The organism is Hymenobacter guriensis (assembly GCF_015773195.1).
GTDB lineage: Bacteria > Bacteroidota > Bacteroidia > Cytophagales > Hymenobacteraceae > Hymenobacter > Hymenobacter guriensis.
In genome coordinates this window covers 141297-156275 of sequence record NZ_JADWYK010000002.1, presented here as the reverse complement: position 1 = coordinate 156275, position 14979 = coordinate 141297, and the positions used below count along the sequence as shown (strand labels likewise).

Below are 14979 nucleotides of genomic sequence, written 5' to 3'. Positions count from 1 at the left end.
CGCCGCCAATCCTGCTTAGGCCGACAAAAACGGGGTAAGCTCCCCGGTATACGTGAGCGTGAGTTGGTGCATGGCCCGGGTGCAGGCCACGTAAAGCATGCTCTTGTCCACCTCCGTTTTATAATTACGGGCGGAGGCAAACGGCACGATGACTTCATCAAACTCCAGCCCCTTGGCCAGGTGAGCCGTGGTGACGATGACGCCTTCCTTGAAAACCGTGGACTCCTCCGTGAGCAGATGCACGCCTGCAGCCTGCAGCGCCTCGTGCAGCTGCTCAGCCTGCCGCAGGGTTTTGCAGATAATGCCCAGCGAATGACTTTTGGCGCCCTGAAAGTTTGTAATCAGCCCCTGAATGGCCGTCACCTCCGCTTCCTTGTTCGCAAAGGGTGCCACCACGGGCTCCTGTCCGTGCCGCTCCAGCGGAATGATATCGGGGTTGGGCGTGATGCGCTGGGCAAAGGCCGTAATTTCGATGGTCGAGCGGTAGCTGCGGAAAAGCTTCACCACATCGGCTTGAGGAAAGACGCGCTCAATGGTTTCGGCCGAGGAGGCACTGTAGGGGTTCACCGTCTGGCTCACATCGCCTAGAATGGTTTTGCGGCAGCGGAACAGGCGCGACAGCACGGCGTACTGCACGGGGGTGTAGTCCTGCATCTCATCTACCAGCAGGTGCCGCACGTGGTCGTAGGCTGAGAGGCCTGCCAAGCGCAGACGCAGGTAAATCAGGGCAAAGACGTCGGCGTACTCCAGGCGCCCGCCGTGGTTTAGTTTCAGCAGCTCGGGCCGGCCAATCCAGCGGAAGAAGTCCCGGTAGAAATCCAGCACGTTGCTGAAGCGGAACATACGCGGAATGGCTTCCCCAATCGTGCCTTTTTCCTGGCCCGTGAGCTTGCGGCCGGCCGCGTCGCGCACGTACGCTCGTACGTCGTTGGCCACCAGTGCAAAGCGCTGCAGCAGTGGTACGCGGTGGTAGCCCTTAAACTTCTGCTGGATAAAAGCGGCCGGCACCACGGTGCGCCCCACCCGCAGCTCGCTCAGAGAGAAATAGTTGTTCTCGATATGCAGCAGATATTGGTTGAGCTGGCTAAGAAACTCAAACGAAGACTTAAACCGGATGCGCTCGATAAAGGCTGCGTCGTGGGTTTCCAGCAGCGCCGATACCTGCTCGAAGAAAGTCTGGAACGAGTAATGGCCTTCGAGCAAATCGGCCGCCAGCTCCTCCATGCCCATTTCGGGAATGTGCTCCTCGCCCAGCTCGGGCAGCACATTCGAGATATAGTCGGCAAAAACTTTATTGGGCGAGATGATGAGGATGTCCTTGGCCGCAATGGTGTCGCGGAAGCGGTAAAGCAGGAAGGCAATGCGGTGCAGGGCAATAGACGTTTTGCCCGAGCCCGCCACGCCCTGTATCACCATCACCACGGCTTCCTCGTTGCGAATTACCGCGTTCTGGTCGCGCTGAATAGTGGCGACGATGTTCTTCATCTTATCGTCGGACGACTTGGCCAGCTCGCGCTGTAGCACGTCGTCGTGGATGTTCACGCCGCTGTCGAGCATAAACTCCAGGCGGCCGTCCCGGATCCGGTACTGTCGCTTCAGCTCAATGCGGCCCCGCACGGTGCCCGACGGGGTAGGGTAGGAGGCCTCACCCAGCTCGAAGTCGTAGAACAGGGAGGAAATAGGAGCGCGCCAATCGTAGATGAGGCTCTGGTGCTGCCGCTCATCCAGAAAGGTATGCACCCCAATGTACACCGGCGTTGTCGTTTGGTTTGGCGCGAGGAAGTCGATGCGGCCAAAGTAGGGCGACTGGCGCAGCTTGAGCAGCCGGCGCTTGCGGGATACGGCCGCCTCGCCCGTAAAGGCCATGCGGTCGATGGACTGGCCGGCGGCCACCATGTCGGCGTCGTCCATACCCGACTGGTGCTCGTGGATGTATTCCTTTTTCTGCCGCAACTCGGTGGAAAACTGTCGCACGGCGTCGTCTACCCGGCGAATAGCCAGTGTAAGCTTCTCCTTTATTTCCTCCAGATATTCTTTTTCTTCCTGTTCGGTTGCGTTCATCACTGGCTGTCTGTGAAAATGGAGCGCAAAGGTCCGGGAAACTCCGCTCTGAAGAAGTTAAGCCAGCGAAAATATCCTATCAGGTTATAGTCACACCAAGCCCCGGGCGGGACGCACTCCTGCAGACAGCTGGTTCGCTTTGGGGTACGAAGGCCGTTTACTTGGGCAGCTGGTCTACCGCACCGGGCAAGAACTTAAGCAACTGCTGCAACTGGCTTTCGGTGAAGTTGCCGGAAATAGCCATCAGCACGAACGAGTCGGGCACGCCGCTAACCTGGCTGGTGCCCACCACCTCCTGCACCCGGCCATTGTTGCGGCGGGCTGAGAACTTGAACTGGGTGCTGGCATCGGCATCGGCGGCTACGGGCAGGGGCTGGTACTGCTCGTTCTGCAGCAAGCCTTCTACTTCCTGATTGAGGCCGCGCGCTACCAGGTCGCGGGCGCCGCCGGAAGTGGGCGTAAAAGTCAGCACCCGCACGCTGCGCAGGGCCGCTATAGCCTGGGTTGTTTCGTTGTCGCCCCCAATACGGCCCAACTGGCCCAGCAGCAGGCGGGTGGCAAAGTTGGCTTCCACCGTCTGGGCCTTGAAGCCGGAGCGGCTCTCATACTTGCGGAAAAACTCGGCGACTGTGCGGGCGGGTTGCTCGGGGCCGGCGGCGCGGCAGCCCGCTAACCACAAAAGGCCAAGGGAGAAACAAACAAGGAGAAGGCGGTTGCGCATACCAGGAAAGGCTGAAAGTTTACGCCAACATACGCGTTTTGGCGCTTTGCGGCCGTTCCGGCTTTATTCAAACACGACGGCATTCACAAAGAATACGTCCCGTCCGGTTCCTTTATCGGGGCGCACGTGCTGGTAGCCGTGGGCCAGGAACCTGGTGCCGGTCCAGGTCACCAGGTCTTCCTGCAAGGTGTAGGAAACCTTTTCCTTTTTTGCGGCCAGGTTGGTTCGGAGCGGCGTAAGCAGGTCATTTGGCGAAGGCTTGGTGCGGTCAATAATCTTGTAGCGGATATCTTCCTCATCCAGGTAAGCCAGCGCCAGCCGTCCATCGGGCAGGGGGCGCAGGCGCACGGTTTGCTGCACGTCGAAAGTTTCCACATTCTTCAGCACAAAGGTGTTATCCCACAAAAGGTTGCCCTGCCGGTCGAAGCCGCACACGATGGTGTGGGTAGTGCGGTAGCCGTCAAACTGCCGGTAGCTGGTTGTCATCGGCCCGCCGTAGCTGGAGTAGCGGTAGCGTGGGTAGTACACCTCCGCCGCCATCACGTAGCCCTCCGGGGTGGGCAGCATATCGTGCATGAACAGGCGGTAGTGCAAGCGCATAGGAGAGCCAGCTGCCCGGCGCCGGGCTCCCCGCTCCCGGATGCGGGCTTCGCGCGCTGGGTTCATAAAGTCGAAGAAGTGCTTGAGGCTCAGAAAGTCGTAGAAACGCATGGAGTTGCGGCCGCCGCCGGGCGTAGTGCCCGCGTTCAGATCGGCGGCAAACAAGCCCTGGGAGTAGCGCGGGTCGCGCAGAGTGTAGGTACCCGTCACCAAGCGAGTGGCGCTGTCGCCGGGGCTGAGCTGGGCCGTAATGAGGTTCCGCTCACTTTCGGCCTGAATAAACTCCGTACGCAGCAGCTGGCCGTCCTGCGAGAGTTGCTTGAGCTGCAGCCGCGACTTCAGGCCGTTGGTTTGGGTGAGCACGAAGGCCGCCCGCTTGGTCACCGAGTCAGCCAGGAACGTGAACTGCGCCGGCAGCTGCTCATACACGGAAGGCAGAAACCGCATCTGCTGGGTGAGCAGGTCGAGGTGCAGAATCGTCAGGTGCTGATCGACGAGCACCGTGGCAAACAGCCGCCCCGACAGCGCCTTCAGCTCGAAGATGTCGCGGGAGATGCGCGTGTCGAAGGCGCTGGTTTCGATGGTGCCGGTGCGGCCGTTGAGGTGCACGGCCAGCAGGTGCGTGGGGCGGTACATCGATTGAAACAGCGCGTAGACCTGCGCGCCCTCGGAGCAGGTGCGCACCAGCTCGTACTCACGCTCTACCACCAGCGGCTTCTGCCAGACGGGCTGCAGGCCGGCGTCCAGCTTTTGGAAGTACCGCTTATCGGCCTTCAGGCTGAACGTTTCCTCGTGTACCAGCAAAATCACGCTGCTATCGGGCAGGGGCAGCACCTCCACATCACTGGTAGCTGGCTGCAGAGCCAGCTCAAACCGGGCGGGCTGCTGTGGCGCCTGTGCCCAGGCAGCCCCGCAGCTTATCAGCCAAACCCATCCTAGCGCGAAGAAATGCCGCATACTTATCTACCGTTAACGTGTGTATCCAAGATACGGCAAGGGCAGCGCAAATCCTTGCGCTGCCCCGGGTTTTGCTGATTCTCCTGGCGAAAGAAGGCTAGCTGCCGAGCTCCAGAATGGCGTCGAACTCGGCGGCCTGGAGCGGCATCACCGACAGGCGCGACTGGCGCAGCAAGCCAATCTGATTGAGGCGGGCGTCCTGCTTGATCTGGCCCAGAGAAACCGGGCGCTCCAGTGCCTGCTGTGGCCGCAGCCGCACCGCTACCCAGGCACTGCCGGCGTCGGCCGTGGCATCGGGCGCGGCCGGGGCGGCCACTTCGGCCACGCCTACTACTTCCTTGCTCGTGACGCTGTGATAGTATAAAACCAGGTCGCCGGGCTGCATCTGCTGCAGGTAGTTGCGGGCCTGAAAGTTGCGGACGCCAGTCCAGTCGGTGGCGCCGTCGCGCACGAAATCGAGCCACGCGTAGGCAGCGGGCTCCGATTTTACTAACCAATACTGCATTCAGGAAAGGAAGCGAAAGTGGAACTGAGGAGTTTGGGAGGAAAGGTATGATCTATGCGAACCAGCCGAAAGGTCGAAAAAGAATTTCGACCTCCTCTCTTACTTCGGCGGGCTGCGGACCAGCCAACTACCGCAGAGCCACCACCCCGGCACTCCCGGTAGGGTCTCCCAAACTCCTCAATTCCCAATATCAGGCACGTTTTGCCGCTACTCGGCCAAAACCTGGATGGGTTCTTCGCTTGCCGCCCGGAAAGTGGGCGCTCAGTAAGTAGGAGGGGCAAATGGGTGGGGAGGTTGCAAGCCCGCTAAAAAAAACTCCTGCTCATCTGAGAAGGAGCAGGAGTTTGATGGTGCATGCGCAGGTAAGTAGCTGTAAGCGTAGGCGTTGAGTTGAGCCTGATTTGATGAACATTTTTTTGTGCTACAGCTTTGTGGCCCCTGGTGCGTTGCCCAAAGCGTGAAGTGGCCGAGCCTCTACTTCACCTGCCGCACTTTCAGCAGCTCCGGTTCGAGCGACACGATTTCCAACTGGTAGTCGGGCGTGCTATGGTCGTCGAGAGTGATACTAACACGGTTGTCGGATAGGGCTTTCCACTGGCCCTTGTGGCCTTCGAGGCCGTCGGTAGGGGCAATGTCGTACTGCGTAAACAGGCCGTTGTGCTCAAAGGCAAAGCCCGTGCGGCCCCGGGAAGGCGGAAAGGCGTAGGTGTTGGGCCGGTATACCAGTACTTCCCCCTGGTCTTCCTCGTGGGCGTGCAGCCAGGTGCGCTCCAGGAGCTGCAGGCGGCGGTTGCCCCCGCGCGGGTCGGAGCTGGAACAGGTGCTGGCCATCAAACTCAAGCTCAGGCAGGCAAACAGAAAGAGCAAACGCATACGGTTCAAAAGCAAAAAGTCAGCGTATACAACCGCCGAAGCGTGGCTGCTCCGGGCAGTCCTGCGCCGCGACCGGCCAGGATTATTCCCGGCAATCTACAACTTTGGCTTGTACCTTTACCCGCCCGTGCTACCCAACCGCCCTACTGTTTTGGACAACCGCGCCCTCATTCGTGCCTTCCGCCTCACCGCCCAGCTGATGGAGCTGCACGAGGAAAATCCGTTTAAAATCCGGGCCTACGAGGGCACTGCCAACGCCCTTGAGCAGCTGACGGTACCCGTGGCCGACCTGGACCGCACCGGCCTGCCCGACCGTACCGGCCTAAGCAAAACGGCCGCCGCCAAAGTAGCCGAAATGCTCGATACCGGCTCGTTTGAGGAGCTTACGCGCCTGCTCAACAGCACCCCGCCCGGCGTGGTGGAGCTGCTGAGCGTGAAAGGCATCGGCCCCAAGAAAATTCGCAGCCTGTGGAAGGAGCTGGGCATTGAAAGCGCCGAGCAGCTGCGCGAAGCCGCCGAAAAAGACGAGGTAAGCAAGCTCAAGGGCTTCGGCAAGAAAACCCAGGATGCCATTCTGGCCGCGCTGGAATTTACTTCCCAAAGCCGGGGTAAGCTGCTGTATCCGCAGGCCGAGGAGCTAAGCGAAGAAGTAGCCAGCCAGCTGCGCACCGCGCCGGGCGTGGAGCAGGTAGCCGTGGCCGGGGAAGTGCGCCGCCGCCTCGAAACCGTAGAAACCGTGCAGCTGGTAGCGGCCACCACCCGGCCCGCCGCCGCGCATGAACTGCTTAATGGCCTGAACGGGTTGACGGCCGATGCCCGCCGTAGCGGCCCATTCGCGTGGCGCGGCACGGCCACCGCGTCGGGCGTAAAAGTGGAAGTGACCCTGGCACCGCCGGCGGATTTCGTCAATCAATTGCTGGTGCACTCGGCGGCCGAGGAACATCTTTCGGAAACTCTTACCCAGGAAGCCCGGCCCGGTCAGCCTGCTACCCTGCGCCACTGGCTGAAGCGGGAACGGTTTGCCACCGAGCAGGATCTGTACCAGCGGGCCGGCCTGCAGTACGTGGAACCCGAGCTGCGTGAAGGCCTGGGCGAGCTGGCGCTGGCTCGCGAAAACAAGCTGCCCACTCTGCTCGAAGACCAGGACCTGCGCGGCTCCCTGCACAACCACAGCACCTACTCCGACGGCAGCCACACCCTGCGCGAAATGGCCACGTTCCTGCGCGACCAGGGCTACGAGTACCTGGGCATCTGCGACCATTCGCAGGCGGCACACTACGCCAACGGCCTCTCGCCGGAGCGCGTGCGCCAGCAGCAGCGCGAAATCGACCAGTTGAACCAGGAGTTGGCGCCGTTCCGCATTTTCAAGGGCATTGAGGCCGATATTCTCGGCGACGGGTCCCTGGACTACACGCCCAGCGTGCTCGAAACCTTTGATTTTGTAGTGGCCTCGGTGCATTCCAACCTGAAGATGGACGAGCGCAAAGCCACGGCCCGGGTGCTGCGGGCCATCGAAAACCCGTATTGCACCATGCTGGGGCACCCCACGGGCCGGCTGTTGCTGCGCCGCGAAGGGTACCCGCTCAACCACAAAGCCGTGATTGATGCCTGCGCCCAGCACCAGGTTATCATCGAAATCAACGCCAACCCCTGGCGCCTCGACCTCGACTGGCGCTGGGTACGCTATGCCCTCGACCAGGGCGTGCAGCTCAGCATCAACCCCGACGCCCACCACACCAATGGCTACGCTGATATGCACTACGGCGTGTTGATGGGCCGCAAAGGGGGCCTGACCAAAGCCATGACGTTCAACGCGAAATCCGCCGCGGAAGTAGCCGAGTACTTCGCCCGCCGCAAAGCCAGCATCAAGCCCCCGCTGGAGTTCAAGGATTCGTTGTTTAGCTGATGATGCAGTTGCCAGGGTTCCGTTGCCGGTCGTCAGTCCGTTCAACAATCCACTGGCAACCGGCAGTTGACCACTGGCAACTGAAACTGTATGAAGATTCTCGTTCTGCGCTTTTCCTCCATCGGCGACATTGTGCTGACGACGCCCGTAGTGCGCGGGCTAAAGCAGCAGGTGCCGGGGGCGCAGGTGCATTTTGCTACCAAGCCGGGCTTTCGCAGCTTTCTGGAGCCCAACCCCTATATCGATAAGGTACACTGCCTGACGGGCTCTTTGCGGGAGCTGGTGGCCGAACTGCGGGCCGAGCATTTCGATTTCGTGGTGGACCTGCACCACAACCTGCGCACCGCCCTCATCAAGGCGCAGCTGGGGGTGAAGTCGGCTGCCTTTGACAAGCTGAACGGCCGCAAGTGGCTCCTCGTGAACCTGAAGATTGACACGCTGCCCCGCACCCATATCGTAGACCGGTACCTGGCTGCTGCCGCTTCCCTGGGTGTGCGCGACGATGGCCGGGGGCTGGATTATTTTATCCCCGCTAAGGACGAGGTAGACGTAGCGACTGCGCTGCCCCAACGTTTTAAGGTCGGGTATGTGGCATTTGCTATTGGCGCGCAACACGCCACCAAGCGTTTGCCTACCGAGCGAATTGTGGAGCTATGCCGGCAACTGGCGCAGCCTATTGTGTTGCTCGGTGGCCCCGAAGATGAGCCCACGGGCCAGTTGGTAGCGCAGGAATTGACCGTCGGCGGGCTGCCCGTTTTCAACGCCTGCGGAAAGTTCAACCTCAACCAATCGGCCTCGCTCGTGCGTCAGGCCCGCGTGGTCGTCAGCCACGATACCGGGTTGATGCACATTGCGGCGGCCTTTGGTAAGAAAATCATCAGCGTATGGGGCAACACCGTGCCGGAGTTTGGTATGTACCCGTATCGCACCGAGTTTGAAGCCCTGGAAGTGCGCGGCCTGCCGTGTCGGCCCTGCTCCAAAATTGGCTATGCGAAGTGTCCGCAGGGACATTTCCGGTGCATGCGCGACATCAACTTTGAAGATCTAGCGGCTCCGCTACGACTTTAACCGGGAAAAGGATTCAAAATATCATTAATTATTTTTAGGGTTCATTTTCAACAATATATTTGTGCGGTATTCAGTCGAGTATCTTTTTTTTCATCTTACTCATTATGCGAATTTTACCTTTTCGGTTGGCCGTAGTAGCGTTGCTGGCCTCCTTGCTGACGGCATGTGGCCCTAGCATTTATCTGGCGCAGGACTTCCGGTCGTATGCTCCAAAACATAAGACCATAGCCATACTTCCGGCTGCGGTAGCCATTCAACTCAGGCCCAATCAAGCCAAGCAAACCACGCCCGACCAGCTGCTTGCTATGGAAAAGCAGAGTGGCATGGACTTTCAGGAGAAAATCTACTCCTGGCTGCTGCGCCGCAAAACTCAGCGAGGCTACACCGTCGAGTTTCAGGATGTGCTGCAAACCAACTCGCGCCTGCGGGAAAACAACTTAAGCTACGCCGACCTACGGACACGCTCGGCACCGGAGCTGGCAAAGATTCTGGGGGTGGATGCCGTTCTCACTACCAACGTGCGTACCAGCAAGCCCATGAGCGACGGTGCTGCCGTAGCCGTAGGGCTGTTGGTAGGGGCGTGGGGCGCTACCAATCAGGCTAATATTACCGTGAACATTCACGAAGCCGATGCTGGAAAGCTTTTATGGAAGTATGATTACATGGCCCAAGGCTCTACTTTCAGCTCTACGGAGACGGTAGTAGATGCGCTGATGCGCAACGCCTCCAAGAAATTTCCCTACACTCCGTTGAAATCGTAGGACCGATTCTGTTTTGACTGCGTACAAGAAAAAGCTGCTATCCTGCCGATAGCAGCTTTTTTATTGCCCTTCATTGCTCATTAACATGCTCACGCCCGAACCCACCGCTACCAATGCCACTGTGGTGGTGAAAGTTGGCGCCACCGATCTGGCGGCCGAAATCCAGGCGGGCCGCCATACGTTTTTCGTGGATGAGCCCGAAACGGTGGGCGGCCACGACCGGGGCCCCACGCCCTATGACCTGCTGTTATCGGCGCTGGGAGCCTGTACGGCTATTACCGTGCGCCTCTACGCCACCCGCAAAAGCTGGCCGCTCGAAGGCATTGAGGTGCGCCTGCGCCACCAGCGCGTGCATCGCCTCGACTGCGACAAGTGTGAGCAGGGCGGCGAAATGCTGGAGGAAGTGCAGAAGGAGCTGCGGCTGCTGGGGCCGCTGTCGGCCGAGCAAAAGCAGCGTCTGCACATCATTGCCGATAAGTGCCCCGTGCAGAAAACCCTGACCAGTGGTGCTCTGCGCGTGGTAACGGTGGTGGTAGAGTAAAAGTCAAACCGCTTGGCCACGGCCGCACGAGCTGGTGGAACCTGCCGCCCAACACTCGTGGTTTGGCTGGCGTGGCTGCCCGAATAACCCAGCCCAAGCCACACATGTGGCGTGTATTTCCGAATTTCGCTTTTATTGCCGTTCCGCCCGCTGCCTGCATGCCGCCTATTTCCAGTTCCGAAATCCTGACCCACTTGCGGCAGGAAACCCGTCCGTATCACGATGCGCTGGAGCAGAACAGCTTCAACCAAGCCCTGAGCGCCGGGCACGTCTCGCAGGAGGCTACCGTGCATTTCCTGCGTCGGCTCTACGGCTTTCTGGCCCCCTACGAGGAGCAGTTGCGCCGGCATCAGCCGGAGTTTTCGGATGAGTGGGAGCTAAGTGCCCGCTACCGGGCTCCGTTGCTACTGGCCGACTTGGCGGCTGTATCGGCCGAAGCTCCGCCGCTTTGCCCGGAACTACCGCCCCTGCACACGCGGGCGCAACTGCTGGGCGCCATGTATGTGCTGGAAGGCTCCACGCTGGGCGGGCAGGTAATTACGCGCCAGCTGGCCAAGGCTGGTATTCCGCTGCAGCGCTACTTCAACGGCTACGGCGAGCTGACGGGCCCGCGCTGGAAAACCTTCTGCCGACTCCTGACGGAAGAGTCGAGCCACCTCAGTCACGCCGAAATCAGCCAGTCGGCCGTGCGCACGTTTCAACTGCTTTACGCCTGGATCAATCAGCCATGAACTATACCGATGAAAGCCTGGTAGGCGCACCTATCACGCTCACCAACTGCGACCGGGAGCCTATCCATATACCGGGCTCCGTACAGCCGTTTGGCTTTCTGCTGTGCCTGGATGAAGAAACCCGGCAGATCGTACACGCCAGCACCAACACGGAGGAGGCCATTGGCATACCGGCACCGGCGTTGCTGGGCGGTACGCTTGGCCGGCTGCTGGGCCCCGGGCACCTGGCGCAGGTAGAAGCTATGTGGCCCACGCTGGGCGAAATTCCCAAGCTGCTGGGCGTACGCCTCGACCACGTAGCGGGGCAGCCGTTCTACAAGCTCATTCTGCACCGCTACGACCGGCTGCTGTGGGCCGAGTTTGAGCCCGTGGCCGAAACCACCGTGAGTACCCTGGACCTGCCTACGTTGAACACGACGCTAGGCCTGATGCTGGAGGCCGAAACCGTGGAAGCGTTCTGCCAGCACGCCGTGGAGCAGGTGCGCGGCATTACGGGCTTTGATCGGGTAATGCTCTACCGCTTTGCCGAGGACGAAAGCGGGGAAGTTATTGCCGAAGCCCGGCGCGCCGACCTAGAGCCGTTTCTGGGCCTGCACTACCCGGCCACCGATATTCCCAGGCAGGCCCGGGTGATGTACCTGAAAAACTGGCTGCGCTTTATCCCCGACGTAGGCTACCAACCCGCCCCGCTGGTGCCCGTGCGCAACCCCACCAGCGGCCGCCCGCCCGATATGACGCACGCCGTGCTGCGCAGCGTGTCGCCTATCCACATTCAGTACCTGCAGAATATGGGCGTGGGCGCCAGTATGTCCATTTCCATCATCCAGGACGACAAGCTGTGGGGCCTGATTATGGGTCACCACTATTCTCCGCGCTTGGTGAGCTACGAGCTGCGCGACCTGAGCCTGTTTATCGGTAAGACGTTTTCGGCCCTGCTCAAAAACAAAGAGCAGCAAGCCGACCGGGAATACCTGCAGCAGGCTCGCACAAACCGCCTGCGCCTGTTCGAGAAAATGACCACGCAGGCCAACTTCATTGAGGGCCTCTACAAGTACAAGCCTTCCCTGCTGGACGTAATCGACTGCGGCGGGGCAGCTATCTGCTTCGAGGGCGACATCATCACGCTGGGCAATACGCCCACTAAGCTCCAGATTCAGGAATTGGTGCTTTGGATGCAGCAGAACGCGCGCCAGGACGTATTTCAGACCAGCTCCTACGCGCTGCACAACCCGGAAGGAATGGCCATCCGGGCTACGGCCAGCGGTATTCTGGCCATTTCGCTGGCTAAGGAGCCCGGCGACTACATCTTCTGGTTCCGACCCGAGCTGCTGCAGAGCGTGACCTGGGCCGGCCGCCAGCAAAAAACCGAAGAAGTGCGTGACGGCGTGCTGCACCTCTCGCCCCGGCAGTCATTTGAGGCCTGGAAACAGTCGGTGGAAAGCACGGCGGCGCCCTGGAAGCCCATGGAGGTGGAAGCAGCCAAGGAAATCCGCCTACACATTTCCGATATCCGGGTCAAGATTTTCAACGAGCTGCAGGCCAAGGCCACGATGCTCAGCCGCCTCAACGCAGAGCTGGCCCGCAGCAACGACGAGCTGGATTCCTTTGCCTACGTGGCCTCGCACGACCTGAAGGAGCCCCTGCGCGGCATTCACAACTACTCGCTCTTCCTGCTGGAAGACTATGCCGAACAGCTGGATGCCGAGGGCGTGAGCAAGCTGCAGACGTTGGTGCGCCTGAGCCAGCGTATGGAAGCACTGATTGAGTCGTTGCTGCAGCTTTCCCGGGTGGGACGTATGGAGCTGACGGTAACGGAAACCGACCTTAATGAGGTGCTGGCCGAAGTGCTGGACTTGCTGCACCCGCGCCTGGAGCAAACCCAGACCACCGTAGCGGTACGGGGCTCACTGCCGCGCATGTGCCTCGACCCGGTGCGCATTCGGGAGGTGTTCAACAATCTGCTCACGAATGCCATGAAGTACAACGACAAGCCTGAAAAGCAGGTGATAGTAGGCATGGCTCCCGCCGGAACCGAAAGCCCGCTCGGGCCGGTAGATGCCGAGGATTTTCACGTGTTTTACGTTCGCGACAACGGTATTGGCATCGACGCCCGGCATTTCGAGAGTATCTTCAAGCTGTTCAAGCGCCTGCACGCCCCCGAAAAGTTTGGGGGTGGTACGGGGGCGGGTCTGGCCATCGTCAAGAAGATGATTGAAAAACACCACGGCCAGTTGTGGGTTGATTCCGTACTAGGCCAGGGCACTACCTTTTATTTCACGCTTTCAAAACACCTCTAAGTGATTTCCGCTCCGCTCAAACCCGTTTTGGTGGTTGAAGACAGCGCCGAAGACTTTACGGCCCTGGGCCGCGTCTTTCGCAAGTACGCGCTGCAAAACCCCGTACTGCGTTGCGAAGACGGCGACCAGGCGCTGGAATATCTGCGTGGCCGGGGTAAGTTGCCTGCCTGGCCCCAGGCCATGCCTGCTATTATCCTGCTGGATCTGAACCTGCCTGGCACGGATGGCCGCACGGTGCTGGATGTTGTTAAGCAGGATCCGTACCTGCATTCGATTCCGGTTATCATCTTCAGCACGTCCTCCAACAGCAAGGATGTGGAGGACTGCTACCGGCTGGGAGCCAACAGCTACCTGACCAAGCCCATCGATTTCGCTACGCTGGAATTGAAGGTCCAGCTGATTATCCGGTACTGGCTGGAAAATTCGGAGCTGCCGGCGGCAAGTTAAGCGGAGGCCGTGAAGAAGATTTTACTTGTCGACGACAACGAGCAGGACCGGATGCTCTACCGGCGCTACCTCACCCGCAGCCTGGGCTACGAAAGCCTGGAGCTGCACGAAGCTACTTCGGGCGAGGAAGCCATTCGCCAGTACCGCGCCATCCGGCCCGACTGCGTACTGCTCGACTACAACCTACCTGATACCACCGGGCTGGAAGTGCTTGTCGGTTTCAAGCAGTTCTTTCCCGTCGAAACGCTGTGCGTAATTATGATTACGGGCGGCGGAAGTGAAATGCTGGCCGTGCGGGCTCTCAACGAAGGTGCCCTAGACTACCTCGTCAAGCAGCACTTCGACCGGGACCTGCTGGTGAAGACCGTGACACACGCCATCGAGAAAAACGAGTGGCGCCAGTACCAGGCCCGCTACCACGCCGAGCTGCAGGGCGTAAACCAGCAGTTGCGCGACTCCCTGGCCGAGCTGACGGCCATTCGTCAGGAGCTGGCCCGCAAAAACGCCCAGCTGGAAAACGCCCACACTCAAGAAAAGGCGCATAACAAAGAGTTGGACACCATCAACCAGCGCCTGGCCCGCACCAACGCCGACCTGGACAACTTCGTGTACGCTGCTTCCCACGACCTGCGCCAGCCGGTGCACAACCTACGGGGTCTGTTTGATGAGCTACGGCGCACGGCCACCTTTCACGACCCCGAAGAAGCCGAGGTGCTACGGCTGGTGGATGAGTCCTTGCGCGCCTTGGTTACCACTATTACCGACCTGGCCCACGTGGTGCAGGTAGAGCAGCTCCCGGGTGAGCAGCTGGCCGAAACCGTGGATCTGGCCGACCTCACAGCCGATATCCTGCAAACGTTGCGGCCTCAGATGGTAGCCGTGGAGGCCGACATTCAGTCCGATTTCGCGGAGCTGCCCGAACTGGAGTACGTGCGCAGCAACCTGCGTACTGTGCTGCTGAACCTGCTGACCAATGCCATCAAGTACCGCCACCCCGACCGTGCCCCGCTGGTACGGGTGCGCAGCCGCTTACTGGACGGACAGCCCGTGCTGGAAGTGCAGGACAACGGCTTAGGCATAAATATGGAGCGGCACGGCGCCGAGCTTTTTCAGTTGTTCCGGCGCTTTCATCCTCAGGCCGGGGAGGGTACGGGCGTCGGCCTGTTCCTCGTCAACCGCTTGGTGCAGTCTGCCAGCGGCCATATTGAGGTGGAAAGCCAGGAAGATGTAGGCACCACGTTTCGGGTATTTCTCAAGAGCTAAGGCGACGTATCGTCATACTAAAAAGGCCCGCTGAATACCATCAGCGGGCCTTTTTGCCAAATATTTGGTCTGGTTAACGTGGGTGTTCCGGCTACTACCGTGTCCGTCCTGGCAGCAAAGCTTGTTTTGATCTTCGTTAAGATCGTTTTAGGCTTCGCTAAGCCTGTTTTGATCCTACGTAAGCTTGATTTTGCCTTCGTTAAGGTCGTTTCGATGTTCACGAAGACCGTTTTGGTCTTACGTAAGCC

13 protein-coding genes are annotated in these 14979 nt (G+C 59.9%); 8 read left to right on the top strand and 5 right to left on the bottom strand.

Going from position 1 to position 14979, the window contains the following annotated elements; genetic code table 11:
* Positions 1–15 precede the first annotated feature (15 nt).
* The 5 genes from I5L79_RS04095 to I5L79_RS04075 form a co-directional block, all read right to left on the bottom strand.
* A complete protein-coding gene (locus tag I5L79_RS04095; protein WP_231402763.1) occupies positions 16–2061 on the bottom strand; it encodes a HelD family protein in 2046 nt (681 codons plus the stop codon).
* Between the two features lie 157 nt (positions 2062–2218).
* Positions 2219–2782 carry a DUF4252 domain-containing protein gene (locus tag I5L79_RS04090; RefSeq protein WP_196953764.1) on the bottom strand — a complete coding sequence of 188 codons (564 nt, stop codon included), beginning with the start codon at positions 2780–2782 and terminating at the stop codon, positions 2219–2221.
* Positions 2783–2845: 63 nt separating this feature from the next.
* Positions 2846–4339: a hypothetical protein gene (locus I5L79_RS04085; protein WP_196953763.1), complete on the bottom strand. Its 1494-nt coding sequence runs from the start codon at positions 4337–4339 to the stop codon at positions 2846–2848.
* A 97-nt stretch (positions 4340–4436) separates the two neighbouring features.
* Complete coding sequence (locus I5L79_RS04080) at positions 4437–4844, bottom strand: EVE domain-containing protein (RefSeq protein ID WP_196953762.1); 408 nt, start codon at positions 4842–4844, stop codon at positions 4437–4439.
* Between the two features lie 474 nt (positions 4845–5318).
* The gene (locus tag I5L79_RS04075; RefSeq protein ID WP_196953761.1) at positions 5319–5717 is read right to left on the bottom strand and encodes a hypothetical protein; all 399 of its coding nucleotides are present in this window, start codon (positions 5715–5717) and stop codon (positions 5319–5321) included.
* Positions 5718–5868: 151 nt separating this feature from the next.
* Between I5L79_RS04075 and polX the strand changes: the two genes are divergently transcribed.
* The 8 genes from polX to I5L79_RS23590 all read left to right on the top strand — a co-directional run bounded on the left by polX (position 5869) and on the right by I5L79_RS23590 (position 14731).
* Complete coding sequence (gene polX / locus I5L79_RS04070; RefSeq protein ID WP_196953760.1) at positions 5869–7623, top strand: DNA polymerase/3'-5' exonuclease PolX; 1755 nt, start codon at positions 5869–5871, stop codon at positions 7621–7623.
* 90 nt (positions 7624–7713) lie between these two features.
* Positions 7714–8691, top strand: a complete 978-nt coding sequence (locus I5L79_RS04065) for a glycosyltransferase family 9 protein (protein WP_196953759.1) — start codon at positions 7714–7716, stop codon at positions 8689–8691.
* A 104-nt stretch (positions 8692–8795) separates the two neighbouring features.
* Positions 8796–9452, top strand: a complete 657-nt coding sequence (locus tag I5L79_RS04060) for a hypothetical protein (protein ID WP_196953758.1) — start codon at positions 8796–8798, stop codon at positions 9450–9452.
* An 85-nt stretch (positions 9453–9537) separates the two neighbouring features.
* A complete protein-coding gene (locus I5L79_RS04055; RefSeq protein WP_196953757.1) occupies positions 9538–9993 on the top strand; it encodes an OsmC family protein in 456 nt (151 codons plus the stop codon).
* Between the two features lie 158 nt (positions 9994–10151).
* On the top strand, positions 10152–10724 hold the full coding sequence (locus I5L79_RS04050) for a biliverdin-producing heme oxygenase (protein WP_196953756.1): 573 nt from the start codon (positions 10152–10154) through the stop codon (positions 10722–10724).
* Positions 10721–13021: an ATP-binding protein gene (locus I5L79_RS04045; protein ID WP_196953755.1), complete on the top strand. Its 2301-nt coding sequence runs from the start codon at positions 10721–10723 to the stop codon at positions 13019–13021. The genes I5L79_RS04050 and I5L79_RS04045 overlap by 4 nt, the downstream gene beginning before the upstream one ends.
* A gap of 30 nt (positions 13022–13051) precedes the next feature.
* A complete protein-coding gene (locus I5L79_RS04040) occupies positions 13052–13468 on the top strand; it encodes a response regulator (RefSeq protein ID WP_257872020.1) in 417 nt (138 codons plus the stop codon).
* A 9-nt stretch (positions 13469–13477) separates the two neighbouring features.
* Complete coding sequence (locus I5L79_RS23590) at positions 13478–14731, top strand: sensor histidine kinase (protein WP_196953753.1); 1254 nt, start codon at positions 13478–13480, stop codon at positions 14729–14731.
* The last annotated feature ends 248 nt before the right edge of the window (positions 14732–14979 follow it).

Coding starts and splice junctions, on each gene's coding strand:
- I5L79_RS04095 (WP_231402763.1), bottom strand. CDS start 2,061: ATGAACGCAACCGAACAGGAAGAAAAAGAATATCTGGAGGAAATAAAG.
- I5L79_RS04090 (WP_196953764.1), bottom strand. CDS start 2,782: ATGCGCAACCGCCTTCTCCTTGTTTGTTTCTCCCTTGGCCTTTTGTGG.
- I5L79_RS04085 (WP_196953763.1), bottom strand. CDS start 4,339: ATGCGGCATTTCTTCGCGCTAGGATGGGTTTGGCTGATAAGCTGCGGG.
- I5L79_RS04080 (WP_196953762.1), bottom strand. CDS start 4,844: ATGCAGTATTGGTTAGTAAAATCGGAGCCCGCTGCCTACGCGTGGCTC.
- I5L79_RS04075 (WP_196953761.1), bottom strand. CDS start 5,717: ATGCGTTTGCTCTTTCTGTTTGCCTGCCTGAGCTTGAGTTTGATGGCC.
- I5L79_RS04065 (WP_196953759.1), top strand. CDS start 7,714: ATGAAGATTCTCGTTCTGCGCTTTTCCTCCATCGGCGACATTGTGCTG.
- I5L79_RS04060 (WP_196953758.1), top strand. CDS start 8,796: ATGCGAATTTTACCTTTTCGGTTGGCCGTAGTAGCGTTGCTGGCCTCC.
- I5L79_RS04055 (WP_196953757.1), top strand. CDS start 9,538: ATGCTCACGCCCGAACCCACCGCTACCAATGCCACTGTGGTGGTGAAA.
- I5L79_RS04050 (WP_196953756.1), top strand. CDS start 10,152: ATGCCGCCTATTTCCAGTTCCGAAATCCTGACCCACTTGCGGCAGGAA.
- I5L79_RS04045 (WP_196953755.1), top strand. CDS start 10,721: ATGAACTATACCGATGAAAGCCTGGTAGGCGCACCTATCACGCTCACC.